Source organism: Luteimonas campi (genome assembly GCF_051162505.1).
Lineage (GTDB): Bacteria > Pseudomonadota > Gammaproteobacteria > Xanthomonadales > Xanthomonadaceae > Luteimonas.
In genome coordinates this window covers 575319-601574 of the sequence record NZ_JBNWEM010000002.1, presented here as the reverse complement: position 1 = coordinate 601574, position 26256 = coordinate 575319, and the positions used below count along the sequence as shown (strand labels likewise).

Genomic DNA, 26256 nt, shown 5'->3' with positions numbered 1-26256 from the left:
CGCGCTACAGCCCCAGCGACGAGAGCAGGCTGTTGGCGTCGTCCTGGCTCGCGGCCGGCGCATCCAGGCCCTGGATCGAGGGGCCGTGGCCTTGGCTGGACAGCTGCAGCGGGCGCGCATCGCCCGGGGCATATGCGCCCAGGCCCGCGTCCACGGTGCGGACCAGTTCGACCACGCGGCGGATGATCTGGCCGGTGAGGTCCTGGTAGCCCTGGGCGGCAGTCATCTCCGACAGCCGGCTGCGGATGCCGGCCAGGGTCGCGGCGTGCGCCTCGGCGTCGGCGCCCGGCAGGGTCGCCAGCAGGCCGGCGCATTCCTGGATCAGGTCCAGGGTGTGGTGGCTGGCGTCCTCGCTGACCTTGACCACGTGCTCCAGGCGCAGGCAGGCCTCGGCCAGCGAACCGCCGCCGCTGCCGGTGCCCAGCGCCTGCTCCAGCTCGCGCGCAAGCTTGACCAGGCCCAGCACCAGCGGCTGGCTGCGCCACTGGATCAACGCGTCCACGGCGCTGCGCCAGGCTGCGTCGTCCTGCTGCTCCAGCGCGGCCAGCGCGGCGTGCAGGCAGTCGATCAGGGCCGCGCGTTCGTCGCCCAGGCCGGCGCCCGGCGCGGTGGCGGCGGGCGCCGCGGTCATGCGGTCGCCCCGAGGCGTTCGAACACCTTGCCCAGCTTGTCGCCCAGCGTGGCCGCGGTGAAAGGCTTGATCACGTAGCCGTTCACGCCCGCCTGCGCGGCTTCGATGATCTGTTCGCGCTTGGCTTCGGCGGTCACCATCAGCACCGGGGTCCTGGCCAGCGCGGCATCGGCGCGGATCGCCTTGAGCAGGTCGATGCCGGGCATGCCGGGCATGTTCCAGTCGGTGATCACCAGGTCGAAGGGGCCCTTGCGCAGCTCCACCAGGGCGGTGGTGCCGTCGTCGGCCTCGGTGGTGTTGAAGAATCCAAGATCGTTGAGCAGGTTCTTGACGATGCGACGCATGGTCGAGAAGTCGTCGACGATCAGGATGCGGATGTTCTTGTCCATGCGGACCTCTTGGTTGCGTGCGGGGGCCGCACCGGTTGTGCTCAGGGCAGGTAGTCGTCGTCGTCGCCGTCGCGGCGCCAGTCGGCCAGCCGCGCGCGCAGGCGCACCGCGGCCTGGCCGTGGATCTGGCAGGCGCGCGATTCGCTCACGCCCAGCACCGCGCCGATCTCGCGCAGGTTCAGTTCCTGCTCGTAGTACAGCGACAGCACCAGGCGCTCGCGTTCGGGCAGGGCGTCGATGGCCTCCGCCAGCGCGTCGCGGAACGCGACCTGCTCGAACTCGCGCGCGGGGCTGGCGTTGCCGTCGCTGGCCAGGCGCGGTTCGCCGTCGTGCTCGTCCATGTGCGCGTCCAGGCTCACCAGCTGGCCGCGCGCGGCGTTCTCGACCATCGCGTAGTACTCGTCCAGCGGCACCTCCATCGCCGCGGCCACCTGCTGCGCGGTGGCGGCCTGGCCGGTGCGCTGCTCGACTTCGCGGGTGGCGGCGACGATGTCGCGGTAGCGCCGGTGCACCGAGCGCGGCACCCAGTCGCCGCGGCGGATCTCGTCGATCATGGCGCCGCGGATGCGGATCGAGGCGTAGGTCTCGAAGGCCGCGCCCTGGTCGGACTGGAAATTGTGCGCGGCGTCGATCAGGCCGAGCATGCCGGCCTGGATCAGGTCGTCGATCTCGACGCTGGCCGGCAGGCGCGCGGCCAGGTGGTGGGCGATGCGGCGCACCAGCTCGCCGTGCTTCTCCACGACCTCGGCGGTGGAGCCTTGCTGGTTGGCGCGGTAGCGCGCGGTCGCCAGCGCGTTCATGCGGCCGCCCCCCGCGCGGCGGCGGCCGGGGCCGACACCAGGCGCTCGAGGAAGAATTCGACATGGCCGCGCGCGCCGGGCGGCGACTGCCACTGGCGCGAACGGCGGGCGATGTCGCGGAACGCGATCGCCGAGGGCGAGGACGGGAACGCGTCGACCACCGCTTCCTGGCGCTGCACCGCGCGGCGCAGCCACTCGTCGCGAGGGATCGCGCCGAGGTAGTTGAGGGTGACGTCGAGGAAGCGGGCGCTGACCCGCTGCAGCTTCTCGAACAGCTGGCGGCCTTCGCCCGGATCCTGCACCTGGTTGGCCAGCACCTGCACCCGGCTCACGCCGCGGTCGCGGCTGAGCACCTTGATCAGGGCATAGGCGTCCGTGACCGACGCCGGCTCGTCGCAGACCACCACGATCACGTCCTGCGCGGCCTGGCAGAAAGTGAGCACGCCATCGGCGATGCCGGCGGCGTTGTCCACCACCATCGCGTCGAGGTCCAGGTCGAGCTGCGAGAACGCGTGCACCAGGCCCACGTGCTGGGCCGGGCTGAGCTCGGTCATGTGGCGCTTGCCCGAGGCCGCCGGCACCACCAGCAGGCCGCTGGCGGCCTCGATCACGGTGTCGCGCAGCTCGCAGCGGTCGGCGAACACGTCGGCCAGGGTGTGGCGCGGGGTCAGGCCGAGCATCACGTCGACGTTGGCCAGGCCCAGGTCGGTGTCCAGCAGCAGGGTGCGCTGGCCGGCGTTGACCAGGGCGGTGGCCAGGTTGACCGAGACCGAGGTCTTGCCGACGCCGCCCTTGCCGCTGGCGACGGCGATCACACGGACCGGGCCGGGGGCCTTGTCTGCGGCGGAAACGGGCGCGATGGGGTCAGGCAACTGCATGGTGGTCCTCGGTGGCGAGGGGGTTATCGGCAGCACGGCGGGATTTCTCCAGTGACTGGACGAGGCGGGTCGCGTCGGCGGCGTCGAGGTCGGACGGCACCTCCTGGCCTTGCGTCGTATAGGCAAGTCCCAGGCCATGGCGGGCCAGGACCGAGAGCGCCGAACCCGGGCGGCCGGCCTCGTCGAGCTTGGTCAGCACCACGCCCTCGGGCTTGGCCGGGCGATAGCGGCGGACCACCTCGTCGAGGTCGTGCGGATGGGCGTTGGCCGGCAGCACCAGCAGGCTGCGCACGCGCCTGGCCGCGCGCAGCCACAGGATCTGGCTGAACACCGAGCGGTCGCGCACCGCGTGGCCGGCGGTGTCGACCAGCACCAGCGGGTAGTCGACCAGCTGCGCCAGGGTGTCCTGCAGCCGCTCCGGCCCTTCGGCCTCGCAGACGGTGATGCCGAGCCGGCGGCCATAGGCCTGCAACTGCTCGCGGGCGCCGGGACGCTGGCAGTCGGTGGTCACCAGGGCTACGTCGCGGGCGCGGTGGCGGGCGGCGAAGCGCGCGGCCAGCTTGGCCGCCGTGGTGGTTTTGCCGGCGCCGGTGGGGCCGACCAGCGCGATCACGCCGCCGTCTTCCAGCGGCTCGCTGTGCAGCACGCCGAGCAGGCCGGCCAGCTCGGCCAGCATCGGCGCGCGGATCCGGTCGGCCGGCAGGCGCGGGTCGATGCGTTCGGCCACGGCCTGGGCCAGCGACTCGTCGCAACCGTAGGCCGCGAGCGCGTCGAGCACCGCGGCGCGCGCAGGCGAGCCGCGCAGGCGCTCGAGCGAGAGCTGCTCCATCTGGGTTTCCATCAGCTGGCGCATCCGCGCCATCTCCTCGCGCATCGCGACGATGGCGGGATCGGCCTCCGGCGTGGCCACCACTTGCAGCGTGCGTGGCGCCGGCGGCGACGGGATCGCCGCGGCCTCGGCCGTCGCGGCGCTGGCGGCAGCCGCATCGGCCGGCGAGGGCATCCACTCGGGACGCTCGGGAACGAAGCTGGCGGCCACAGGCGGCACGACCGGCGCGGCCGGCGCGGCGGTCGCGTCCTCGGCGCCGGGCCGCTGCGGCATCGGGATGTTGTCGGGCAGCAGCGGCACGAAGTCCTCGGCGTCGCCGCCCACCATGGCGGGGCGCGCTTCGCCCGCGGCCGGCGCCCGGCGCGGCGCCGCATCGAGCGCGGCCATCATCTCGTCGAAGCGGCTGGACACGGGTGCGGAAGGCGTGGCCGTCACCGGCGCGGGCACGGCCGCAGCGAGCGGCGCGGCGGCCGCGACCGGTTCCGCCCAGGCCTGCGCCGGAGGCGGGGTCGGGGCAGGAACGGAAACTGGAACGGCAGGACGCGCCGAGGCGCTTGCCGCGGACGGCGCCGCCGTGGATGCCGGGGCGGACACGACGGCCTGTGCGGGCGCCCGCTGCGGCTGGGCCGGCATCCGCTCCGGGCCGGGCATGGCAGGCGCCGGCGACTCGGCCGTCGCCTGGGCCGCGGTGAGCTCCGCCAGCGTCGGACCCTCGCCGATCCGGAACACGGCGCGTGCCCGCGACATCAGCGTCTCGCGCGGTGCGGCCACGCTGCCGGAGGCAGCCGCCGTCGCGGCAGCGGTCGCGCCGCGGGCCTGGGCCGGTGCCTGTCCAGGCTGCGGGCGGGCCGGCCCCTCGTCCGCGGCCGGCGCCGCGGCCCGCAGCGCCTGCGCCACCAGCGCCTCGTCGTAGTCGGTGGCCGCGACCACCTCGATGCCGGCACCGCCGGCGCCGGGGCGCGTGGACAGGATCACCGCATCGGGACCCTGCTCGTCGCGGACCATGCGCAGGGCGGTGCGCATGTCGGGGGCGGTGAAGCGCTTGATTCGCATGTGGGAAAGCCCGTTCGATGGCGTTGGAAACTGCTTGCCACAGGTCCCCTGCAAGAGCCGGGCCTGAATCGTCGCGGGCGGATGTCGGAAGCTTGGCGCGGGGGCGGCGACGGAAAGCCGGCTCCCGTTCCGGCCCCGTCCACCCGCCCGAGGCGCGCCGGGCAAGAGGAGGCAAACCAAGGCCCGCCGCCCGCTGGCAAGGGAGCACGACGCCCTGGAGCCACCGCTGCCGGAGGCGGCGGAGCCTGGCAGGCCGGTCCGCTTGCGGCCCCCGTCTCACTGTCCTGGTGTCCATCGCCGGCGCGCGCCTCCGGGCGCGTGACACGGTCGTGCCGTCGCGAGCGTCCGTTCCGCAACGCAAATTGTGCCGAGCGGCGCGTAGTGCGAGGAGACGCACCGGCGCCGCGTCAGCCCCGCATCCGCATGCAGCCGCCCGGGCCGTCGCGGCCAGGCCGCCCCCGAATCGCCCGCAACGCGTGCGGCAGCCGCCATCGGCCCACCGCAACCGGAGCGACCCGAGCGACTGAAGCGACTGAAGCGACTGAAGCGATGAAAGGGTTGGAGCTATCGAACTCGCCGACGCGACCTGAGGAGTCATCGCGCAAAGGACCCGGCACAACAAAGGAGCGGACGCGTCGAAGGACCCGAGGCAGCCGAAGTGGCAAGGCGTCTGCTGCGCCGAAGGCAGCGAAGCCGCTGTGGCGACTCATGGATCCAGCGTCACGGAGGGAGCTGTCGCGACCGACGGATCCGGCAACTGAAGCATCAATGCATCCGATGCACCGGAGCGACGAAGCAGCTGGATTCACTCAACGAACCGGCGCAACAAGATGAGCTGGCACCGCCGAAGAATCCGAGTCGTCGTAGCGCCCAAGCAACCGAGCCACCCGATGGTGCCGCAGCGACAAAGCAACCGAGCCACCGAACGGAGCCGAAGCGACCAAGCAACCGGGCGACCGAACGGAGCCGCAGCGACCAAGCAACCGAGCCACCGAACCGAGCCGCAGCGACCAGGCAACCGAGCCCCCGAACGGAGCCGCGGCGACCAGACAACCGAAGCGACCGAACGGAGCCAAAACCACCAAACAACCGGAGCGACCGAACGGCGCCAAAACCACCAAGCAACCGAAGCGACCGACTGCAGCCGAAGCGAACCAATCCCCGAAGCCGCCGCATCCGAAGCAACGCCCATCCAGCAGCGAGGCCGCAGCGACGTGGGGGAGGTGGCGCAAGCGGCACAGGGATGTGCCGCGGCCGTGAGTGCGGACACGGACGTCTGCCCGAGCGGTGCGCCACCTCCCCCGCGGCGTTGCGGTCCGACCGGAGCCGCACCTCACCGCAGCACCGACCCGTCCTGCAGCTACAGGCCGCGAGTCTCCGAAACGCTAAGTCCGGAGACTCCAAGCCCCAAAGCCCCGAAGCCAGAACGTCTCAGCCCACCGACCCCACCAGCCGCAGGCGCTTGTCCTCCGGCACCTCGGCATAGGCCAGCACCGCCAGCGACGGCACGCTGTGGCGCACCAGCCGCGCCACCGAGGCGCGCACACCGCCCGGGACCAGCAGCACCGCCGGCTCGCCCCGGCTTTCCTGGCGGCTCACGCACTCGCCCAGGTTCTGGTGCAGGCGCTCGGCCAGGCCAGGTTCCAGCGCCGCGCCCTGTCCGTTCACCGAATCCTGCAGCACCCGCTCCAGCGCCGGTGCCAGCGTGTAGACCGGCAACTCCGGCGCCATGCCGTTGAGTTCCTGCACGATGAAACGGCCCAGCGCGATCCGCACCGCCGCCGTCAGCGCCGCTGGGTCCTGGGTATGCGCACCGTGCTCGAGGAGCGTCTCGACGATCTGCCGCATCTGCCGCACCGGCACCCGGTCGGCCAGCAGCGACTGCAGCACCTTGACCACCACCGACAGCGGCAGCAGCTTCGGCACCAGGTCCTCGACCAGCTTGGGCACGCTGCGACCCAGCGCCGTCAACAGGTTCTGCACCTCGTCGTGGCCCAGCAGGTCGGACGCGCGCTCGCGCACGATGTGCGACAGATGGGTGGCCGCCACGGTGGGCGCATCGACCACCGTATAGCCGAGCGATTCGGCGTGCGCACGCTGCGACGGCATGATCCAGACCGCGTCCAGGCCGAACGCCGGATCCTTGCCCGGAATGCCGTCCAGCGGCCCGAACACCCGGCCCGGGTCCAGCGCCAGCTCGCGATCGGGCACCAGCTCGCCGGTCGCCACCGGCACCCCGTGCACCAGCAACCGGTACTGGCCCGGCGCCAGCTCCAGGTTGTCGCGCACGTGCACGGCGGGAATCAGGAAACCCAGGTCCTGGGTGAGCTTGCGGCGCACGCCCTTGAGCCGCGCCAGCAGCTGTCCGCCCTGGGCCTGGTCGACCAGCGCGATCAGCCGGTAGCCGACCTCCAGCGCCAGCGGCTCGACCGGGCGGATCTCGTCCCAGCTCAGTTCGGCCATAGGCGAGGCCGCCGGCGTGGCGCCGGCTGCGCCCGCCTCCACGGCCTCGGCCGGCCCGGCCGCACCGCTGCGCAGCTTCCACGCCGCCCAGCCCAGGATCGCCGCCAGCAGCAGGAAGGGCAGGTTGGGCATGCCCGGCACGATGCCGATCAGGCCCATCAGCACCGCCGCCACGGTGAGCGCGCGCTGGTGGCCGAAGACCTGCTTGGACACCGTCTCGCCCATCTCCTGCTCGCCGGTGGAGCGGGTGACGAGCATCGCGGTGGCGACCGCGATCAGCAGCGCCGGCAGCTGCGCCACCAGGCCGTCGCCGATCGCCAGCGTGGTGTAGGTCTGCGCGGCCTCGGCGAAGGACATGCCGTGGGTGAGCAGCCCGATCAGGATGCCGCCGACCAGGTTGATCACCAGGATCAGGATGCCGGCGATGGCGTCGCCGCGCACGAACTTGCTGGCGCCGTCCATCGCGCCGTAGAAATCGGCTTCCTCGCGTACTTCCTGGCGGCGCGCCTTGGCGTCCTCGCGGGTCAGCAGGCCGGCATTGAGGTCGGCATCGATCGCCATCTGCTTGCCCGGCAGCGCATCGAGGATGAAGCGCGCCGACACCTCGGAGATGCGGCCCGCACCCTTGGTGACCACGATGAAGTTGACGATGGTGAGGATCGCGAACACCACGATGCCCACCGCATAGCTGCCGCCGATCACGAACTGGGCGAAGGATTCGATCACGTGGCCGGCGGCGGCCTCGCCTTCGTGCCCGTGCAGCAGCACCACGCGGGTGGACGCCACGTTGAGCGCCAGCCGCAGCAGCGTGACCATCAGCAGCACGCTGGGGAAGATCGAGAACTCCAGCGGCCGGCGCACGTACACCACCGCCAGCATCACCACCAGCGACAGCGCGATGTTGATGGTGAACAGCGCGTCCAGCACGATCGGCGCCAGCGGCACGATCACCATCGCCAGCAGCGCCAGCACCACCACCGGCGCGGCGGCGCCGTTGCGCAGGCTGGACAGGATCAGGGTGCCGCGGCCGGGCTGGCTGCTCATCGCGCAGCGTCCCCGCCATCGACCGGATCGGGCGCGCCATCGGCGCCGACGTCGACCTCGGCCATCACCGGCATCGGCCCGCGGCCCGGGATCCAGGCGCGCAGCTGGTAGACGTAGGACAGCACCTGCGCGACGGCGGCGTACAGTTTCACCGGGATTTCCTGATCGACCTGCGACTGCCTATACAAGGCGCGTGCCAGCGGCGGCGCCTCGACGATCGCGACCCGGTGCTGCTCGGCCAGCGCGCGGATCGCCAGCGCCATCTCGTCCACGCCCTTGGCCACCACGGTGGGCGCGCGCATGCCCGGCTTGTACTTCATCGCCACCGCGTAGTGGGTGGGGTTCATCACCACCACGTCGGCCGACGGCACCGCCTCCATCATCCGCCGCTGCGACATCTGCCGCGCGATCTGGCGCACCCGCGCCTTGACCTCGGGGTTGCCCTCGGCTTCCTTGGCCTCGTCGCGCACCTCCTGCTTGGTCATCTTCAGCTTGCTGCGGTGCTGGTGGTGCTGCCAGGGCACGTCGATCGCCGCCAGCAGCGCCAGCGCGCCGACCATCGCCAGCAGCGCGCTCAGCGCCAGGTCGACGCCACCTGCGACCGAGGCCTCCAGCGAGGCCTGCGGCATGTTCAGCAGGGTCGAGAACGCGCGCCACACCACCCAGCCGCCGATGCCGCCGATCAGGGCCACGCGCAGCAGCGAGCGCAGCAGCTCGGCCAGGCTTTCGCTGCCGTACACGCGGGCCAGGCCCTTCATCGGGTTGAGCCGGGCGAAGTCGGGCTGCAGCGCCTGGGTGGCGAAGCGCAGCCCGCCCATCGCCGCCGGCGCGATGGCGCAGGCCAGCAGCGCGGTCGCCAGCAGCGGCAGCAGCGGCACGATCAGGTCCAGCAGCAGGCCGCCGGCATGCGGCAGCAGCCGGTCCGGGGTTTCGAGCAGGGCGCGGTCGAAGCTCAGCGCTTCGCGCATCCAGTCGCGCGAGGCCGCGCCGACGTTGCCGCCGGTGGCCTTCAGCGCCAGCACCGCGCAGCCCAGCACGGCGACGTTGCCCAGCTCGCGCGAGCGCGGCACCTGGCCTTTTTCGCGGGCCTCGCGCAGCCGTTTTTCGCTGGGCTGTTCTGTACGGTCTTCCTTCTGCGCGTCTTCGCTCATGGCGGCGTCATCCGGTCAGCGCGCGCGCGGCGGTGAAGGCGTCTTCGAACAGTTGCCCGACCGGCGAGGCCAGTTCGCGCATCAGCAGCATCAGCAGGGTCAGGCCGACCAGCAACGACATCGGCAGGCCGATCGCAATCGGGTTGAGCTGGGCGGCGGCGCGCGCCAGCACGCCGAAGGCGATGTTGACCGCCAGCAGGGCCATCATCACCGGCATGGCCAGCAGCGCGCCGGCGCGCAGGCAGGCGGTGAAGAAGGCCGGGACCGCGGACAGCAGCGCCTGCGCATCGGGCAGGGCCGCGCCGATCGGCAGCCCGCCGTAGCTGTCGGCCAGCAGGCCGATCAGGGCCAAGTGCCCGTCGGTGACGAAGAACAGCAGGGCGAAGGCCAGGTAGAACCACTGCGACAGCACCGCCGAGGAGGCGCCGCTCAGGGGGTCGGCCATGGTCGCGAACGACAGGCCCATGCCTTGGCTGACCAGTTCGCCGGCCAGGCGCCCGGCCTCGAACGCCAGCCGCAGCATCATCCCGATCGCCACGCCCACGGTGAACTCGCGCAGCACGCCGAGCGCGGTGGCCGCGTCCACGCCCATCGGCGGCGGTGGCGGCAGCACCGACGACAGCGCCGCCGACATCGCCAGGGTCACGATCAGCCTGGCCCGCGCCGGGATGCCGCGTCCGCCGATCACCGGCAGCACCTGCAGCGCCGCACCGATGCGCAGCGCGTACCACAGCACCGTGGCGAGCATGCCGAACAGGTCGACGCCGGCCATCGACGCGAGCGAGACGGTCTCCACCGTGCGCTCAGCCGATCAGGTGCGGAATGCGGTGGAACAGGTCGATGGTGAAGGCGACCATGCGGCCGAGCAGGAAATGCCCGGTGGCCGCCATCACCACCACCAGGCCGACCACCTTGACCACGAACGGGATGGTCGGCTCGTTGATCTGGGTGGCCGCCTGCAGCACGCCGACCGCCACGCCGACCACCAGCACCGCGATCAGCGCGGGGCCACCGAGGGTGAGCGCCATCTGCAGGCCGCGTGAGATCTCGCCAAGCGCGGTTTCGGGGGTCATGGCGGCCTCAGACCGGGTTGAAGCTGGCGGCCAGCGAGCCGACGACCAGGATCCAGCCGTCCACCAGCACGAACAGCAGGATCTTGAACGGCGCCGAGATCAGCATCGGCGAGAGCATCATCATGCCCATCGACATCAGCACGCTGGCCACCACCAGGTCGATGATCACGAACGGGATGTAGACCAGGAACGCGATCTCGAACGCGGTCTTGAGCTCGCTGGTGAGGAACGACGCGGCAAGCACGCCGAAGGGCACGTCCTGCGGGGTGGCGTAGGGGCCGGTCTGCGACAGCCCGGCGAAGGTCATCAGGTCGGTCTCGCGCACCTGCGCCAGCATGAAGCCGCGGAACGGCTCGGAGGCTGCCGCCCAGGCCGCGCGGAACTCCATGCTGCCGTCCAGGTAGGGCGCGATGCCGGCCGCCCAGGCCTGGTCGAACACCGGCATCATCACCATCGCGGTGAGGAACAGCGCCAGCGCCAGCAGCACCTGGTTGCTCGGCGTCTGCCCGGTGCCCAGCGCCTGCCGCAGCAGCGCCAGCACGATGATGATGCGGGTGAACGCGGTCACGCCCAGCAGCGCTGCCGGCAGCAGGGTGATGCCGGTCATCAGCGCCAGCACCTGCAGCGGCATGCTCACCGGCTGGCCGCCGATGTTGCCGACCTCCACGTCGGGCAGCGGCTGCGCCGGTGCGGCCGGCGCGCTCACCGGCGCGGCGGTGGGCGCGGCCTGCGCGAACGCATCCGACGGCGCCAGCGCGAACGCCAGGCAGGCGCCCAGCAGCCAGGCGGGCAGGGTGGCGCGGCAGGCGCCGGCGGCGCGAAGCAGCGCGCGCAGGAAGGTCATGGCTTCTTTCCGAAATGCTGGGCGAGCAACTGCGCGAAGGCCGGCGTGGATTTCGCCGCGGCCGTGGGCAGCGGCTGCTCGAGGGTGTGCAGGGTGCGGGTGCCGCCGCTGCCGACGCCCAGCAGCAGCTGGGTCTCGCCGACCTCGACCACCACCAGCCTGTCGCGCGGGCCCAGCGCGAGCGAGCCGACGATGCGCAGCGCGGGATTGGCCACGCCGCCGCCGCCGAGGCCGGGCATGCGCTTGGCCAGCCACGACAGCAACAGGATCAGGCCGACCACCAGCACCAGCGCGAACACCGCGCCGCCGAGGCTGCCGGCGGTCGTGGGCGATGCGACCGCGGTCGGCGCCGTGCCCGGCTGTGCGATCGTGGCCGTGGTCTTGGCGGGCGCGGCCGTGGTGGCCTGGGTGCGCGTGGCGAAGGCTTCGGCTGCCGTGGCTCCGGCAGCGGTGGCGGCCGGCGCGTCGCTCGTTGCAGCAGCAGGAGCGGCGCTCGCCGCCTCCGCCTCGCTGGCCGCGGCCGGCGTGGCGGCAGGCGCCGCTGTCGCACCGTTCCCGGGTGCGCGCGCAGCGGCGATGTCCGCCGCCGCCGGCGCAGCCGCGGCGGCGCCGGCGGCGCTGGCCACCGACAGCGGCAGCGACACGGCGCTCATCGCAGCCTCTTGATCCGCTCGGCGGGGCTGACGACGTCGGTCAGGCGCACGCCGAAGCGGTCGTTGACCACCACCACCTCGCCCTGCGCGATCAGGGTGCCGTTGACGTACACGTCCAGCGGCTCGCCTGCGCCGCGCTCGAGCTCGACCACCGAACCCTGGTTGAGCTGCAGCAGGTTGCGGATCGGAATGCGTGCGCGCCCGACTTCGAGCGACAGCGACACCGGCACGTCCAGGATGACGTCGAGGTTGAGATCGGCGCCCAGGGTCGTGGGCTGGCCAGCGTCGGCGGTGAGCGGGTCGAAGGCGGCCAGGGCCGCGGCGTCGTTGTTGGTCATGGCGTGTCGGTCAGGGAGTCGAGGGTGGGAACGGCCCGCGCGGCATGCACCTGCGTGACCTTGATGGCGTTCTTGCCGTTGTGGATGCCGAACTCGCCGGTGAACAGCGGCATCTGCTCGACCTGCAGCTGCACGTGGCGTGCCAGCTCGATCGGGATCACGTCGCCCACGCGCAGGCGGGAGAGTTCGCGCAGGCTGATCTGGCGATGGGCGATGGTGGAACTCAACTCGACCTCGGCGTCCTGCAGCTGGCTGCGCATGGCGCGGGTCCAGCCCTCGTCCTTCTCGATGCGGTCGCTCTGCACGCCGGCGTCGAGCTGTTCGCGGATCGGTTCGAGCATGGCGTAGGGCAGGGCCACGTGCAGTTCGCCGCCGCCGCCTTCGAGCTCGACGTTGAAGCGGCTGACCACGATGTACTCGCGCGGGCTGATGATGTTGGCGAAGTGCGGGTTGACCTCGGAGTTCATGTATTCGAACTCCACCGGCATCACCGGCGCCCAGGCGTCGACCAGGTCGGCGAAGGTCTGCTTGAGCAGCAGCTGGATCACGCGCATCTCGGTGGGCGTGAACTCGCGGCCCTCGATGCGGGTGTGGTACTTGCCGTTGCCACCGAAGAAGTTGTCGACCACGGTGAACACCAGCCGCGGCTCGAAAGTGATGATGGCGGTGCCGCGCAGCGGCTTCATCTTCACCAGGTTGAGGTTGGTGGGCACCTGCAGCGAGTGCATGTACTCGCCGAAGCGGACCAGGTCGATGCCGCGCACCGACAGGTCGGCCGAGCGCCGCAGCAGGTTGAACAGGCCCACGCGCCAGGTGCGCGCGAAGCGTTCGTTGATCATCTCCAGGGTCGGCAGCTTGCCGCGGACGATGCGGTCCTGGCTGGCGAAGTCGTAGCTGCGGGCCTCGCCCGGGGCGGGCGGCGGCTCGGTCTCGACCGCGCCGCTGTCCACGCCGTGCAGCAGGGCGTCGATCTCGTCCTGGGAGAGCAGGTCGGCGCTCATCACTGGGTGACCATGCTGGTGAAGATGACGGCCTCGACCTTGTCCGGGCCGCCTTCGGCCTTGAGCAGGGCGCGCACTTCATCGCGCGCCGCGGCCTGCAGGCGTTCCTTGCCCGCCCGCTGCGCGAGCTGGCGCGCCTCCTGCTGGCCGAACAGCAGCAGCAGGCGGTTGCGGATCGAGGGCAGGTGCGCCTCCAGCGCGGCCAGGGTGGCCGCGTCGCGGGTCACCACCTGCACGTCGGCCTGCAGGTAGCGCGAGGCGTCGGCATCGGCGAGGTTGACCACGAACGAGGGTTCGAGCGCGATGTACTGCGCCGGCAGCCGGACCGGCTTGGCGGGCTTGCTGCTGGCCTCGGCCGCCGCCTGCTGCTTGCCCTGCCACCACCACCAGCCGCCCGCGCCGCCGCCGGCGAGCAGGAGCAGGATCAGGATCCACGGCCACAGGCGCTTGGGCGGGGCGGCGGGCTGGATTGCAGGGGCGGGGGCTGGCACGAACGTCGACTCCGGCAGTGGATGCCGGTGGGATGCAATCGCCGTGCCGCGCCAATGACGGGGTTTTGACGGCCGGACGCGCGCGGGTGCGCCAGCGCCTTGACGCCCCCGGATTCGATCAGTACGACCGGCGCAGGAAACCCGTCAGCGCGACGACGGCCCGGGCCGGTGTCCATGCCGCAAGCGCGCCCGCGGGGGCGCTGTCGTGCAGATGTTGCTGCCGCGGCACGCGTCCGGCGGTGGATGCAGGTGTCCGACCGCCGCCAGGACGGGCGGCTGGCGCTCGTCCGGACGAAAGCTGGACGGCTGGCGCACGGGGAGCTGTCGACCGCGGACCCCTGCCGGGGTTCGTCATGCGGACGACCGCTCCGGCCTCAGGCGTAGGCGTCGACCAGGCCTCGCAGGCGCGTCGTGGCCGCGGCAGTGGCCTGCCGCTCGCCGGTGCCCGGGTCGGCCTCGTCGCCGCGCGTGGCGGACGCCTGCGGCCGCGCCGCCGCGCCATCGCCGCCGGCCTGGCCCTGGCCCACGTCGGCCTGGCCAAGCTGCAGGCCGTGCTGGCCCAGCAGGTCGCGCAGGCGCGGCAGGCTGGTTTCGATCGCCTGCCGGACCTCGGCGTGGGCGCTGTGGAATTCCGCCCTCACCTGCTCGCCGTCGAGCCGCACGCGCACCTCGATCGGACCCAGGTGTTCGGGATTGAGTCGGATCTCGGCATGGCCCAGGCGCTGCTCCGCCACCCACACCAGGCGTGTGCCGAAACCGTCGTCGAAGCCCGCCGCCGGATCGGCCGGCATCGGCAGCGGCGGCATCGGCACGGTGGGCGCGGCCAGCGGCCGCGCGCCCGCCAGCGGCGCGGAGGCCGCGGACGCCGCGAGCGGCGCCTCGAGGGCGAAGCCCTGGGTGGAAGTCGCCAGGTCGCGTGCGCTGCCGGCGGCCTCGGGCGCAGCCGGGGCATTCGCGACGAGCAGGTCGGCGCCGGGCTGCGCGTCCGCCGCCGTGGCCGCGACCTGCGGCATCGCCGTCGCGGCCAGCCCCGGTGCCGAAGGCGCCAGTGCCTGGTCCGCGTCGGTGGCGATGGCAGCCGACGCGGCTGTGGCCGCGCCGGGCGGCGACATGGCGGCACCCGCGCTGGCGCGGGACCCGTCCAGTAGCGCGAGCAGGTGTTCGGGCGAGGGCGTGCCGGGGCCGGCATCGGCAGCGCTGGCGGCAGGCTGCGCAGGCGGCGCCGCGGCGGCGACCGGTGGCGGCGCCTGGACCAGCAGGTCGGCGAAGGCCGCTGCGGACGCCGAGGTGTCTTCGGCGTCGACCGCCGCCCGCTCCGCCCGCGCTGGCGCGGCGCGACCGGCCGGACCCGTGGCCTGCGCGGCGGCCGGCTCGGCCTGGTGCGCGGTGGCCGGGTCGAGGGCGGCGGCGGACGGGCCGGAATGGGACGCGGCCTGGGCCGAGGACGTGGCGCCGATCACGGGGACTTGCCCTCGTCGGCCGCCAGTGCGGCCACGCGCGCGCGCCGGCCGCCCAGATCGTCCATCTCGCGCTGCACGCGCTGTTCGGCCACCTTGGTTTCCTGCGCGCGGTAGCTGTCGGCCAATTGCTCGAGCACCTTGGTTTCGCGGCTGGCCAGCATCAGCCGGGCGCGTTCGACGTCGCTCAGCTGCCGGCTCTGGTCGACGATGCCGGCCTGCTGCACCACCGCGGCGTTGAGCCGCTCGCGAAAGGCGAGGCGGTTGACCAGCAGTGCCGGCGAGATCGAAGCCTCGGCCGGCGCGGCGGCGTATTCCTCGGCATAGCGGCGCAGCGCCTCCAGGCGCTGTTCCTGTTCGCCGAGCACGCGGTCGCGGTCGGCGACCTCGCGCGCCACCGCATCCTGGCGCTGCTGCATGATCTTGAGCAGCGGATCGAGCCGTTGCGAGCGCATCTGGATCAGGACTCCTGGGAAGCGTTGGACACGGCGCCCGCGGCGGGGCCGTTGTCGAGCAGGGCGGCGAGCGCGGCGCGGCTGGCCTCGACGTTGGCGGCCTCGGCCACGTCCTGGCCGAGGAAGGCCTGGATCGCCGGCCAGCGCACGACCGCTTCGTCCACCAGCGGATCGCTGCCGCGCTGGTAAGCGCCGATCGCGATCAGGTCGCGCTGCGCCGAATGCGCGGCCATCAGCCGCTTGAGCTTGCGGATGCGCTCGCGCCAGGGCGCGTCGGTGATGTCCTGCATCACCCGGCTGACCGAGACCTCGACGTCGATCGCCGGGTACTGGCCGGCATCGGCGATGCGGCGGGTGAGCACGATGTGGCCGTCGAGGATCGCGCGCGCGGCGTCGGCGATCGGCTCCTGCTGGTCATCGCCTTCGGTGAGCACGGTGTAGAAGGCGGTGATCGAGCCGCGCCCGTCGGCGCCGTTGCCGGCGCGTTCGACCAGCTGCGGCAGCTTGGCGAACACGCTGGGCGGATAGCCGCGGGTGGTGGGCGGCTCGCCCACCGACAGGCCGATCTCGCGCTGCGCGTGGGCGAAACGGGTCAGCGAATCCATCAGCAGCAGCACGTGCAGGCCCTGGTCGCGGTAGTACTCGGCGATCGCGGTGGCGCGCAGTGCGCCATGCAGGCGCGCCAGCGGCGGCCGGTCGGCGGGCGTGGCCACCACCACCGAGCGGCGCAGGCCTTCCTCGCCCAGCGTGCTCTCGACGAAGTCGCGCACTTCGCGGCCGCGTTCGCCGATCAGCCCCACCACGATGATGTCGGCGGCGGTGAAGCGGGTCATCATTCCGAGCAGGGTCGACTTGCCGACGCCGGAGCCGGCGAACAGGCCGATGCGCTGACCGCGGCCGATCGGCAGCAGCGCATTGATCGCGCGTACGCCGACATCGAGCGACTGGGTGATCGGTTCGCGCATCAGCGGATTGATCGCCGCGCCGGCCAGGCCGACCCATTGCTCGGCCCGGATCGGGCCGCGCCCGTCCAGCGGCACGCCGTCACTGTCGATCACGCGTCCCAGCAGGCCTTCGCCCACGGCCACTTCGCCGCGCCGGCGCGAGGGCACCACGCGCGCGTTCGGCAGCAGGCCTTCCAGGTCGGCGGTGGGCATGAGGAAGGTGCGGTCGCCGGCGAAGCCGACCACCTCCGCGTCCACCCAGCGCCCGCCCGCGGTTTCGACCTTGCAGCGCGAGCCAAGCGGTGCGCTGCAGCCGGAGGCTTCCAGGGTCAGGCCGACCGCACGGCGCAGCACGCCTTCGCGCGCCAGTCCCAGCGATGGGGGATGAGGATGGGCGGCCTGCAGACGCGCGGCCAGGCGCAGGTTGCGGGCTTCCTGCCAGTGCGCGGCGGCGACGCTGCTCATGCGCGGGCCTCGCTGGCCGCCAGGGTGGCCTCGAGCACCGACTGCAGGCGCGAAGCGATGGTGCCGTCGATGCGCACGCTTTCGCTGTGCAGGCGCAGTTCGCCGCGCCCGAGCGCGCCATCGATGGTCAGGCGCACGCCGTCCAGGCCGGCCAGGTGCGGGGCGAGCACGCCGAAATCGTCGCTGTGCAGGCGCAGTTCCAGCTCGCGGCTGTCGCTGCCCACCGCCTCCAGCGCTTCGCGCACCAGGTCGGCGAGCAGGGTCGGGTCGACCTGGTAGGCGCGTCCGAGCAGGCTGCCGGCGATGCGCACGGCCAGGTCGGCCAGGGCGTCGGCGACTTCGCCGTCCAGCCGCGCCAGCGGGCGGGTGAAGCCGTCGAGCACGCCCTCGATCTGCGCCACCATGCGCCGCACCTCGGCCTGGCCGGCGGCCAGGCCTTCGGCGTGGCCGCGCGCATAGCCTTCCTCGCGCGCGGCGCGTTCCAGCGCCTGCAGGTCTTCGACGCTGGGCAGGGCCGGCGGCGGCGGTTCGGGCTCCGCTTCGGCCGGCACCGCGAGCAGGCCGGGCGCGTGCCAGCGCACCACGCCCGCGGCCAGGCGCGGATCGTCGGACGACAGCGCGGCCATGGTGTTCAAATCAGCACCTCGGCCTTGGCCGCGATCTGGATGTCACCGTTGTCGGCCATCCGCCGCACCACCGCCAGGATGTCCTTCTGCGCCGCCTCGACCTCGGCCAGGCGCACCGGGCCGCGCGCTTCCATGTCCTCGACCAGGATCTCGGCCGCGCGCTGCGACATGTTGCCGGTGATCTTCTCGCGCACCTTGGCGTCGGCGCCGCGCAGGGCCAGGGCCAGCTGCTCGCTGGAGATCTCGCGCAGCACCGCCTGCACGGCACGGTCGTCGAGGTCGGCCAGGTTGTCGAACACGAACATCAGGTCGCGGATGCGGGTGCCCAGATCGCTGTCGACCTCGCCGATCGCGCCCAGCAACGCCTCGTCCTGGCCCGAGTCCATGAAGTTGAGGATGTTGGCCGCCACCTTGACCCCGCCGACCGAGGACGACTTGATGTTCTGGCTGCCGGCGAACTGCCGCGCCATCACGTCATTGAGTTCGTTGAGCGCATGCGGCGGGATGCCGTCGAGCGTGGCCAGGCGCAGCAGCACGTCGACGCGCGCGCGCTCGGGCAGGCACTTGAGCACCTCGGCGGCCTGGTCGCCGTCCAAGTGCGCCATCACGATGGCGATGATCTGCGGATGCTCGTTGCGCACCAGTTCGGCGATCGCGCGCGGATCCATCCACTTCAGCGTGTCCAGCCCGGTGGTGTTGCGGCCCAGCAGGATGCGGTCGATCAGGCTGCTGGCGCGATCCTCGCCCAGCGCCTGGGTCAGCACCGCGCGCACATAGTCGTCGGCGCCGCTGCCGATGCCGCCGGGGCGGGCCAGCACGTCGATGAACTCGTCGAACACGCGCGCCACCGACTCGCGGCTGACCTCGCCGAGCGAGGTCATCGCCACGCCCAGCTTCTGCACCTCGCGCGCGCCCATGTGCTTGAGCACCTCGGCGGCCTGCTGCTCGCCGAGCGAGAGCAGCACGATCGCCGCGCGCTGCACGCCGGTCAGTGCGATACCTGCGCCCGGGTCAGCCATCGGAGGCCACCATGTCGCGGACCACCTGGGCGACGCGCTTGGCGTCGGTGCTGACCGCGGTGCGCGCGATCTCGAGCTTGTCGTCGAGGTTCATCGACACCGCGGGCGGCGGCGTCGTGGGTCCGCCCACCTGCGCCTGCTGCGGTGCCGACAGGCTGACCGGCACCTCGTCGTCGACGGCCGGCGGCAGCACCGTGGCGGTGGCCGTGCGCGGCGCGAGCAGCTGGCGGGTGGCCGGGCGCAGCACGGTGAAGATCAGCAGCAGCACCGCCAGGCCACCGAACACGAGGCGGGCGAGTTCGCGCGCGCGTGGGTGCTGCCAGATCGGCGGGCCCTCGGCCGGGGTATCGAGCGTGCCGCGCGCGAACGGCGCGTTGACCACCGAGACCACGTCGCCGCGCGCCGCATCGAAGCCGATCGCCTGCTGCACCAGAGTTTCGATGCGCGCCAGTTCCTCGGCGCTGAGCGGCCGGCCCTGGGCCTGGGTGGCGGCGCCGGCCGTGGCCGCGACCGGCGCGGCGGCGTTGTCGACCAGCACCGCGGCGGTGACGCGGCGGATCCGGCCCGGCGCCTGGCGGGTATGGGTGAGGGTGCGGTCGATCTCGTAGTTGCGCACGGCGCTGCGGCTGCCGGGGCCGGGCGGCGCCGGCTCGGCCGCGGCCGCGGCCGCGGTCGCGTCGGGCGTATTGCTGGCGCTGCCGGGCACGCCCTGGGCGAGCGCGCCGTCGCCGCCGATCGTGCCGGATTCGGAAATCTGCTCGCTGCGCACCATCGCCGGCTGCGGGCCGTAGCGCTCGCTGGCCTCCTCGGTCTGCGCGAAGTCCATGTCCACGCTGACCTTGGCGCTGATCCGGCCCGGGCCGGTCATCGGCTCCAGCAGCTCCTCGATGCGCTGCACGTACACCGACTCCTGCCGGCGCTGCTGCTCGAACTGCTTGGCGCCGATCGCATCGTCGCTCTGCGGGTCGGCGTTGGAGAGCATGCGGCCGAACTGGTCGACCACGGTCACGCCTTCGGGCGGCAGGCCGGGGATGCTCGAGGCCACCAGGTGCACGATCGCGTTGACCTGGCCCTGCTCGAGCGTGCTGCCGGCGCGCAGCTGCAGCACCACCGAAGCGCTGGCCGGATCCTTCTGCCGGGTGAAGGCGCTGGGCTTGGGCAGGGCCAGGTGCACGCGCGCCTCGCGCACCGGGCGCAGGTTGGCGATGGTGCGCGCCAGCTCGATCTCCTGCGCGTGCTGGTAGCGCGCGCTCTCGATGAACTGGCTGGTGCCGAAGCCCTGGTCGCCCTGGATGGTCTCGAAGCCGTTGCCCTGCGCGGCCGGCAGCCCGGCCGCGGCCAGCGCCATGCGCGCCTCGGCGACGCGGTCGAGCGGCACCGCCAGCGCACCGGTGGCCGGGTCGAGCTTGTAGGGAATGCGCGCGCTGCCCAGCAGTTCGGAGGCCTCGGCGGTGGACTTGGGGTCCAGCCCCGCCTGCACCGGCACGAAGTCCGGCTTCTGGCTCCAGAAGAACAGCCACAGCCCCAGCGCGATGGCGACCGCCAACAGCGCGAGCAGGCCGAGCTGGCGCACCGCGGGGATGCGGCCCAGGTCGCGCAGGTTGGCCGTGGCCTTGGGAAGTGCGATGGCGGACATGGCTTGAGGTCTGGGATTCGGGATTGGGGATTGGGGATTCGGAGCAGTGGTTCACCGGTGACGGATCGGGAGCGGGCGTCGCGCTTGCGAATCCCCAATCCCGAATCCCGAATCCCGGCCTAGATCGGCATGTTCATCACGTCCTGGTAGGCCTGGACGAGGCGGTTGCGAACTTCGACCGTGGCCCGGAACGCCACCTGCGACTGCTGCATCGCCACCATCACCCGGGCCAGGTCGGCGCGCGGGTCGCCCAGTTCGAACGCGTGCTGCAGGGCGCCCGCGCGGGCCTGGGTGGCGCTGACCTTGTCGATGGTGTTGCCGAGGGTCTCGGCGAAGCCCGGTGCGGCGGTCTTGCCCGCGCCGCCCACCTCGATCGCGTTGGACGGCGCGACGTCGACGCGCACCGCTCCGGTGCGCATTTCGTGCGCGCGGATCTGCGAAAGGATCGATGAGATGGCGTCGGTCATTGAAGCGCCGGGAATCGGGATTCGGGATTGGGGATTCGGACAATCAGGCGTGAGGCTCCGGGCGAGAATTCAGTGCAGGGCGAACCGCTTGACCCAATCCCGAATCCCCAATCCCGACTTCCGGCTCAATCAGGCAAGTCCCGTGCCACGACGGCGTCAGAATCCCGCCGCCTGCCCGGTCTCGGCCAGGCTGTCGCGGTCGATGCCGTACTTGCGCAGCTTCTCCACCAGGGTGGTGCGGCGCAGGCCCAGCAGCGGCGCGGCGTGCGCGACCACGCCATTGGTCTGCTCCAGGGCCGCGCGCAGCAGCTCCAGCTCGATCCCGGCCATGTGCCCGCGCAGGTCGATGCCCTGCGGCGGCAGCGTGGCGGTGGGCGAGAGCTGGGCCGGATCGGCCTGGGGCGCGGCGGGGGCGGCTTCGGCGGCGGGCGGATCGAAGACCTCGCCCACTGCGGCGGCGGCGGCGCGGTAGCGCGCCGGCAGGTCGGCCGCGCGCACGCTGCCGCCCGGGTGCAGCACGGCCAGGCGCTCGAGCAGGTTGCTCAGCTCGCGCACGTTGCCCGGCCAGGCGTAGTGGCGCAGCGCGGCGATCGCGTCGGAGGCCAGGCTCACCTGGCCGCGGCCGGCCTCGCCCAGCTGGCGGGTGATGGCGTTGACCAGGTCGGGCAGGTCCTCGCCGCGCTCGCGCAGCGCCGGCATCTCGATCGGGAACACGTTGAGGCGGTAGAACAGGTCCTCGCGGAAATCGCCGCTGGCGATGCGGTCCTCGAGGTTGCGGTGGGTGGCGGCGATCACGCGCACGTCGCACTTGATGGTGGCGGTGCCGCCGACGCGCTCGAAGCAGCGCTCCTGCAGCACGCGCAGCAGCTTGACCTGCATCGGCAGGCTCATGTCGCCGATCTCGTCGAGCAGCAGGGTGCCGCCCTCGGCCATCTCGAAGCGGCCCTTGCGCTGGGTCAGCGCGCCGGTGAAGGCGCCCTTCTCGTGTCCGAACAGCTCGCTTTCCAGCAGATCCGGCGGGATCGCGCCGCAGTTGATCGCCACGAACGGCTTGTCGCGGCGCGCCGAGCGCGCGTGCAGGGCGCGCGCGGCCACTTCCTTGCCCGTGCCGGACTCGCCCAGGATCAGCACCGTGGTGTCGTGCGGGGCGACCTGGTCGATCATGCGGTTGAGCTGCAGCGACGCGGCGCTGCGGCCGGTGGGGCCGTTGTCGGGCACTTCGCGGCGCGCGTCGTCGTCGATGCGCTTGAGGCTGGCCCGGCGCAGCGCCTCCTGCAGCTGGGTGCGGCGGATCGGATAGGCCAGCGGCCATACCGACTGCGGGTGCAGGCTGGCGCGCCAGGCGGCGTCGGCGGCATGGCCGGGCAGCTCCAGCACCGGCGGGTGCAGGGCCTGGGCGGCCAGCCACGTGGCGAAGGCCTGCCAGGAGGCGCCATCGCCGACGTCGCCGACCACGACCGCCACCCAGTCGCTGGCGCGGGCGCGCGACAGGTCGATGTCGGCGGCGTCGTCGACGATGCGCGGATTGAAATCCATGAACTCGAGCAGGGTCGCCACGCGCTCGGCGCGGGCCTCGTCGCGGTCCAGGACCAGGATGCGGGACTCGCTCATGACGCGGCCTCCGCGCCGTGGCCGGCGGCATCCACGCCCGCCACCGCCTCCAGCAGCGGCAGCACCTCGTGGATGTAGGCCAGCTTGCTGACGAAGGCGTCGGCACCGGCGCGCAGCGCGTGCTCGCGGTGCTCGCCGTCGTCGAAGTGGCTGGCGATGACGATGTAGGGCGGGTTGTCCTGGGCCTTGATCAGGCGCGTGGCCTGCAGCCCGCCCATTTCGGGCATGGCCAGGTCCATCAGCACCACGTCCGGGCGCAGCACCTCGCATTGGGCGATGGCCTCGACGCCGTTGCCGGCGGTGCCGGCCACGGTGAGCCAGGACAGGCGCCGGAAATGGCGCATCGCCGCGGAAATGAAGCCGGCATGGTCGTCGACCAGCAGCACGGAAATCTGTCGCATCACGCACACTCCTGTCGGGCCTGGCGCGGTGCCAGGCGCTGGCGCGCCCGCGCCGGCCCGATCGCCAGCTGGTCGCGGTACTTGGCCACGGTGCGGCGCGCGATGCGCACGCCCTGGCGAGCGAGCAGGCCGGCGATCACGTCGTCGGCCAGCGGGGCATGGGCCGGTTCGGCGTCGATCAGGCGCTTGACCATCGCCTTGACCGCGCTGCCGGCGATCTCGGCGCCTTCCAGGCGCACGGCGAACATGCGCTTGAGTTCGAAGGTGCCGCGCGGGGTCTGGATGTACTTGCCGCTGACGATGCGCGAGATGGTGGACTCGTGCACGCCGATGGCGTCGGCCACCTCGCGCAGGGTCAGCGGCACGATCGCCTCGGGGCCCTGGGCGAGGAAGGCGCTCTGGCGCTCGACCAGCACCTGCGCGGTGCGCAGCAGGGTGTCGTTGCGCATGGCCACGCCGCGCACCAGCCAGCGCGCTTCTTCCAGCAGGCCGCGCAGGGCGGTGTGCTGGCTGCCGGCCAGGGCGCGTTCGCAGTGCGCGGCGATGCGCAGCTGCGGCGCGCCGCGGCGGTTGAGCGCGACGCGCCAGGCGCCGCCGGCGTGCCAGGCCACCACGTCCGGAACGATGTGCTCCTGCGCCTCGACCGCGGGCGCCTGCACCGGATGCGGCCGCAGGCCCAGGATCATCGACAACGCCGCGCGCACGGCCTCCGGCGCCGCACCGGTGGCCGCGGCCAGCGCGGGTTCGTCGTGCATGGCCAGCAGGTCGAGGTGATCGGCGAGGATGCGCAGGGCCAGGCGGCGGGTCGCGTCCTCGGGCAGTGCGCGCAGCTGCGCGCCCAGGCATTCGGCGGGATCGGCGGCGGCCATGCCCGGCCAGTCGCCGTGCAGCAGGCGCAGGCGCAGCAGGCCGACGGCATCGGAGCGTGCCGGAAAAGCGGTGCGGGCGGCGGCGAGCAGGGCCTCGAGCGGCTGTTCCAGGTAGCCGCGATCGTCGCAGTGGTCGAGCCACCAGGCGGCGACCTCGAGGTCGGCCGGGGTCCAGTGCAGCGACAGCAGGCGCAGCAGGCGCAGGCGCGGGTCGCTGGATTCGCCGTCGGCGATGCGCAGCATGCCGTCCTCGTCGCCGACGCCGACGCTGCCGCCGGACAGGAAGGCCGGCTCGGGCAGCTCGTCCCAGGCGGCGGCGTCGAGCGCGGCCGCTTCCGGCGCGGCGCCGTCGTCGGCCTCGTCCTCGCCCTCTTCCTGCTCGAGCAGCGGGTTGCGCTCCAGCGCCTGGCGCAGTTCGAGCTCGAGCTGCGGCGCGGTCAGCTGCAGCAGGCGGATCGACTGCAGCAGTTGCGGGGTCAGGTTGACGCCCTGGGTCATCCCGACACGCATGTTGGCTTTCATCAGCGTCCCCTTCCTGCGCCGGATTGACGCCGGCGATGGGAGCCATCGTGATGGGGACGTGACGGAACCCGAATCGGGGTGAACCCGGGTCTGGATCAGGGTATTCCTGTCGGGGTGTCGGGGATTCCCCGACATCGTGTCGTGTTTTCGACGTGCCGCTGCATCCAAGTGACGCGATGCGGCGCTTTGTGCCGAACGCTCAGGGGCGGTCGTGCAGGCGCATCGCGATGCGCAGCAGTTCCCCGGCGTTGCGGCAGCCCAGCGCTTCCATGATCCGTGCCCGGTGGGTTTCCACGGTCTTGACGCTGATGCCCAGGTCGCCGGCGATCTGCTTGGTGGTGCGGCCGGCCCCCAGCGCGTCGAGGATCTCGCGCTGGCGCCGCGGCAGCGCCTCGACGTTGCCCTCGCCGCGGGCCCCGTTGCGGTAGCCCTGCAATTGCGGTGCCGACACCTGCGGACTGAGGTAGGTGCGTCCGGCGGCGGCGGCGCGGATCGCGATCTCAAGCTCGGCGGGCGCCGCCTCCTTGACCACGAAGCCGATCGCCCCGCGCGCCAGCGCCTCGCGCACGTGCAGGGCGTCGTCGTGCATGGACATGATCACCACCGCGCACTCGGGGCTGGTGCGGCGCAGTTCGGCCAGCGCGTCGAAGCCGCTGCGGCCGGGCATCGACAGGTCCAGCAGGATGATATGGGGCAAGGTGTCGCGCGCGCGGATCACCGCCTCGTCGGCGCTGCTGGCCTCGGCCACCACCTCGATGTCGCCGAACGAGTCGAGCAGCCGGCGCAGGCCCGCCCGCACCAGCGTGTGGTCGTCGCAGATCAGGACTTTCAGCAAATCTCACACCCCATGTCCCACCGGCGCCACCATAGCGATGGCCGCCGCCCCCTGTGCAGCATGCGGGGCGAAGTGTGACAGGTTGCTCAGTTCGCGGGGCGTGGGCGCCGGCTTTCCGCCACTGCGCGGCGGTGGATGCGGAACAGGTGCCGCTCCAGCGCGGCCTCCAGCTGTGCCGGCAAGGCGTCGAAAGCCAGCCACACGCGGGTGCCGGCGGCGTCGGCTTCGCGCGCGATCACGCTGGCCGGCAGCAGCAGGGTCGAGGGCAGCCAGTCCGCGGGGCGGACCCGGAACACGCCGCTGGCGCCGTCCTCCGGCGCGTCGTCCAGCACCAGGCAGGCGCCCCTGGCCGACCAGCGCAGCGCACGCAGCGGATCTTCGTCGCCGCGGCACAGGCCGGCGACGAGGGCGGTCAGCAGGTCGAGCTTGGCCTCGATCCGCGGCAGGGCGTGATCGCTGGACTCCGGTTCCTCGGGGCGAGGACCGTCCTCGACCACCGACAGCGCACGCAGGAGCGCTTCGCCGCTGGCGGCGAGCACCGGCAGCGGCTGCGCAGAACGCGCCACGAAGGCGGCCGGGCGCAGTTCTTCGCAGGCGAGGGTGTCGCCGAACAGGAGTTCTGTCGCATCCGCCGGCGTGTTCATGCCAGGGCCTGCGCCCAGGCGCGCGCACCGCGCTGGTCCTGCCCGAGCTTGTCCATGGCGCGCACCACCTCGTCGCGCGCCTGGCGGATCTCCTCGGTGAGCGCCTGCTGGGCATCGAGCAGCTCGAGCCAGGGCGCATGCGGCGTGCTGCTGAAATCCACCGACGCGGCCAGCCGGACGACGGCCTCGCCGTGGTCGCGCAGCAGCGCCGATGCCAGGTCCCAGTCCTCGGCCGCGATCGCGGCGCGGACCTCGGCCACGGGCAGGGCGGGGATCACGTCGCCTCCGGGGGTGCGATCGCCAGCCAGGCCGATTCGATGTCGCCGAGCAGGGCGTCCACCTCGAGCAGCGGCGCGGCGTCGTTGTCCAGGTTGGCGGCGAGCAGGCGCCGCTGCGCGTAGTCGTACAGCGCCTGCAGACCATCGGCGATCTCGCCGCCTGCTTCCAGGTTCAGCGCGCCGTTGAGGCCCCCGATGATCGCGCTTGCATCGCTGATCGCCTTCGACTTGCGTGGCAGGTCGCCGCGCTGCAGGCAGGCGGCCGCCAGGCGCGCGCGTTCACGCGCGCCCGCGAGCATCAGCGCGATCAGCCGGTGGGGGCTGGCTTCCAGCGCCGCGCTGGACACGCCGGTCTGCCGGTACTGGTTGGCGAGGGTGCGCGCGTTCAT

At 72.6% G+C, this 26256-nt stretch carries 28 protein-coding genes; all 28 read right to left on the bottom strand.

Going from position 1 to position 26256, the window contains the following annotated elements:
- Positions 1 to 4: 4 nt before the first annotated feature.
- Positions 5 to 631, bottom strand: a complete 627-nt coding sequence (locus tag ACQYVW_RS07685; RefSeq protein ID WP_434946563.1) for a protein phosphatase CheZ — start codon at positions 629 to 631, stop codon at positions 5 to 7.
- Positions 628 to 1020, bottom strand: a complete 393-nt coding sequence (gene cheY, locus ACQYVW_RS07680) for a chemotaxis response regulator CheY (RefSeq protein WP_434936692.1) — start codon at positions 1018 to 1020, stop codon at positions 628 to 630. The genes ACQYVW_RS07685 and cheY overlap by 4 nt, the downstream gene beginning before the upstream one ends.
- A 41-nt stretch (positions 1021 to 1061) precedes the next feature.
- Positions 1062 to 1820 (bottom strand): RNA polymerase sigma factor FliA, encoded by a 759-nt coding sequence (locus ACQYVW_RS07675; RefSeq protein WP_434946562.1) that lies wholly within the window; start codon positions 1818 to 1820, stop codon positions 1062 to 1064.
- Positions 1817 to 2698, bottom strand: coding sequence for a MinD/ParA family protein (locus ACQYVW_RS07670; RefSeq protein WP_434946561.1), 882 nt, complete (start codon positions 2696 to 2698; stop codon positions 1817 to 1819). The genes ACQYVW_RS07675 and ACQYVW_RS07670 overlap by 4 nt, the downstream gene beginning before the upstream one ends.
- Positions 2685 to 4580, bottom strand: a complete 1896-nt coding sequence (gene flhF, locus ACQYVW_RS07665) for a flagellar biosynthesis GTPase FlhF (RefSeq protein ID WP_434946560.1) — start codon at positions 4578 to 4580, stop codon at positions 2685 to 2687. The genes ACQYVW_RS07670 and flhF overlap by 14 nt, the downstream gene beginning before the upstream one ends.
- 1431 nt (positions 4581 to 6011) lie before the next feature.
- Positions 6012 to 8087: a flagellar biosynthesis protein FlhA gene (gene flhA / locus ACQYVW_RS07660; RefSeq protein ID WP_434936350.1), complete on the bottom strand. Its 2076-nt coding sequence runs from the start codon at positions 8085 to 8087 to the stop codon at positions 6012 to 6014.
- Positions 8084 to 9238: a flagellar biosynthesis protein FlhB gene (flhB, locus tag ACQYVW_RS07655; protein ID WP_434946559.1), complete on the bottom strand. Its 1155-nt coding sequence runs from the start codon at positions 9236 to 9238 to the stop codon at positions 8084 to 8086. Before flhB ends, flhA begins: the two co-directional genes overlap by 4 nt.
- Positions 9239 to 9245: 7 nt before the next feature.
- On the bottom strand, positions 9246 to 10034 hold the full coding sequence (gene fliR, locus ACQYVW_RS07650; RefSeq protein ID WP_434936347.1) for a flagellar biosynthetic protein FliR: 789 nt from the start codon (positions 10032 to 10034) through the stop codon (positions 9246 to 9248).
- Between the two features lie 7 nt (positions 10035 to 10041).
- On the bottom strand, positions 10042 to 10311 hold the full coding sequence (locus ACQYVW_RS07645) for a flagellar biosynthetic protein FliQ (RefSeq protein WP_298576844.1): 270 nt from the start codon (positions 10309 to 10311) through the stop codon (positions 10042 to 10044).
- Positions 10312 to 10318: 7 nt separating this feature from the next.
- Entirely contained in the window at positions 10319 to 11155 is an 837-nt protein-coding gene (fliP, locus tag ACQYVW_RS07640) for a flagellar type III secretion system pore protein FliP (protein WP_434936345.1), read from the bottom strand.
- The gene (gene fliO / locus ACQYVW_RS07635; protein ID WP_434946867.1) at positions 11152 to 11523 is read right to left on the bottom strand and encodes a flagellar biosynthetic protein FliO; all 372 of its coding nucleotides are present in this window, start codon (positions 11521 to 11523) and stop codon (positions 11152 to 11154) included. Before fliO ends, fliP begins: the two co-directional genes overlap by 4 nt.
- A gap of 281 nt (positions 11524 to 11804) precedes the next feature.
- A complete protein-coding gene (gene fliN, locus ACQYVW_RS07630; protein WP_434936904.1) occupies positions 11805 to 12146 on the bottom strand; it encodes a flagellar motor switch protein FliN in 342 nt (113 codons plus the stop codon).
- Positions 12143 to 13150: a flagellar motor switch protein FliM gene (gene fliM / locus ACQYVW_RS07625; protein WP_434936906.1), complete on the bottom strand. Its 1008-nt coding sequence runs from the start codon at positions 13148 to 13150 to the stop codon at positions 12143 to 12145. Before fliM ends, fliN begins: the two co-directional genes overlap by 4 nt.
- Positions 13147 to 13638, bottom strand: a complete 492-nt coding sequence (locus tag ACQYVW_RS07620; protein ID WP_434936908.1) for a flagellar basal body-associated FliL family protein — start codon at positions 13636 to 13638, stop codon at positions 13147 to 13149. Before ACQYVW_RS07620 ends, fliM begins: the two co-directional genes overlap by 4 nt.
- 374 nt (positions 13639 to 14012) lie before the next feature.
- Positions 14013 to 15098 (bottom strand): flagellar hook-length control protein FliK, encoded by a 1086-nt coding sequence (locus ACQYVW_RS07615; RefSeq protein ID WP_434946558.1) that lies wholly within the window; start codon positions 15096 to 15098, stop codon positions 14013 to 14015.
- Entirely contained in the window at positions 15095 to 15550 is a 456-nt protein-coding gene (fliJ, locus tag ACQYVW_RS07610) for a flagellar export protein FliJ (protein WP_434936672.1), read from the bottom strand. The genes ACQYVW_RS07615 and fliJ overlap by 4 nt, the downstream gene beginning before the upstream one ends.
- 5 nt (positions 15551 to 15555) lie before the next feature.
- Positions 15556 to 16959: a flagellar protein export ATPase FliI gene (gene fliI / locus ACQYVW_RS07605; RefSeq protein WP_434946557.1), complete on the bottom strand. Its 1404-nt coding sequence runs from the start codon at positions 16957 to 16959 to the stop codon at positions 15556 to 15558.
- Positions 16956 to 17555, bottom strand: a complete 600-nt coding sequence (locus ACQYVW_RS07600) for a FliH/SctL family protein (RefSeq protein WP_434946866.1) — start codon at positions 17553 to 17555, stop codon at positions 16956 to 16958. The genes fliI and ACQYVW_RS07600 overlap by 4 nt, the downstream gene beginning before the upstream one ends.
- 35 nt (positions 17556 to 17590) lie before the next feature.
- Complete coding sequence (gene fliG, locus ACQYVW_RS07595) at positions 17591 to 18577, bottom strand: flagellar motor switch protein FliG (protein ID WP_434946865.1); 987 nt, start codon at positions 18575 to 18577, stop codon at positions 17591 to 17593.
- Between the two features lie 19 nt (positions 18578 to 18596).
- Complete coding sequence (gene fliF / locus ACQYVW_RS07590; protein WP_434946556.1) at positions 18597 to 20240, bottom strand: flagellar basal-body MS-ring/collar protein FliF; 1644 nt, start codon at positions 20238 to 20240, stop codon at positions 18597 to 18599.
- Between the two features lie 119 nt (positions 20241 to 20359).
- Entirely contained in the window at positions 20360 to 20707 is a 348-nt protein-coding gene (gene fliE / locus ACQYVW_RS07585) for a flagellar hook-basal body complex protein FliE (RefSeq protein ID WP_434946555.1), read from the bottom strand.
- Between the two features lie 156 nt (positions 20708 to 20863).
- Positions 20864 to 22318, bottom strand: coding sequence for a sigma-54 dependent transcriptional regulator (locus tag ACQYVW_RS07580; protein WP_434946554.1), 1455 nt, complete (start codon positions 22316 to 22318; stop codon positions 20864 to 20866).
- Positions 22315 to 22719, bottom strand: a complete 405-nt coding sequence (locus ACQYVW_RS07575; protein WP_434936956.1) for a response regulator — start codon at positions 22717 to 22719, stop codon at positions 22315 to 22317. The genes ACQYVW_RS07580 and ACQYVW_RS07575 overlap by 4 nt, the downstream gene beginning before the upstream one ends.
- On the bottom strand, positions 22719 to 24110 hold the full coding sequence (gene rpoN, locus ACQYVW_RS07570; RefSeq protein ID WP_434946553.1) for an RNA polymerase factor sigma-54: 1392 nt from the start codon (positions 24108 to 24110) through the stop codon (positions 22719 to 22721). Before rpoN ends, ACQYVW_RS07575 begins: the two co-directional genes overlap by 1 nt.
- A gap of 199 nt (positions 24111 to 24309) precedes the next feature.
- Positions 24310 to 24942, bottom strand: coding sequence for a response regulator transcription factor (locus tag ACQYVW_RS07565; protein WP_434936127.1), 633 nt, complete (start codon positions 24940 to 24942; stop codon positions 24310 to 24312).
- 89 nt (positions 24943 to 25031) lie between these two features.
- On the bottom strand, positions 25032 to 25589 hold the full coding sequence (locus ACQYVW_RS07560; protein WP_434946552.1) for a PilZ domain-containing protein: 558 nt from the start codon (positions 25587 to 25589) through the stop codon (positions 25032 to 25034).
- The gene (locus tag ACQYVW_RS07555) at positions 25586 to 25867 is read right to left on the bottom strand and encodes a hypothetical protein (protein ID WP_434946551.1); all 282 of its coding nucleotides are present in this window, start codon (positions 25865 to 25867) and stop codon (positions 25586 to 25588) included. The genes ACQYVW_RS07560 and ACQYVW_RS07555 overlap by 4 nt, the downstream gene beginning before the upstream one ends.
- Positions 25864 to 26256 carry a flagellar export chaperone FliS gene (fliS, locus tag ACQYVW_RS07550; RefSeq protein ID WP_434946550.1) on the bottom strand — a complete coding sequence of 131 codons (393 nt, stop codon included), beginning with the start codon at positions 26254 to 26256 and terminating at the stop codon, positions 25864 to 25866. The genes ACQYVW_RS07555 and fliS overlap by 4 nt, the downstream gene beginning before the upstream one ends.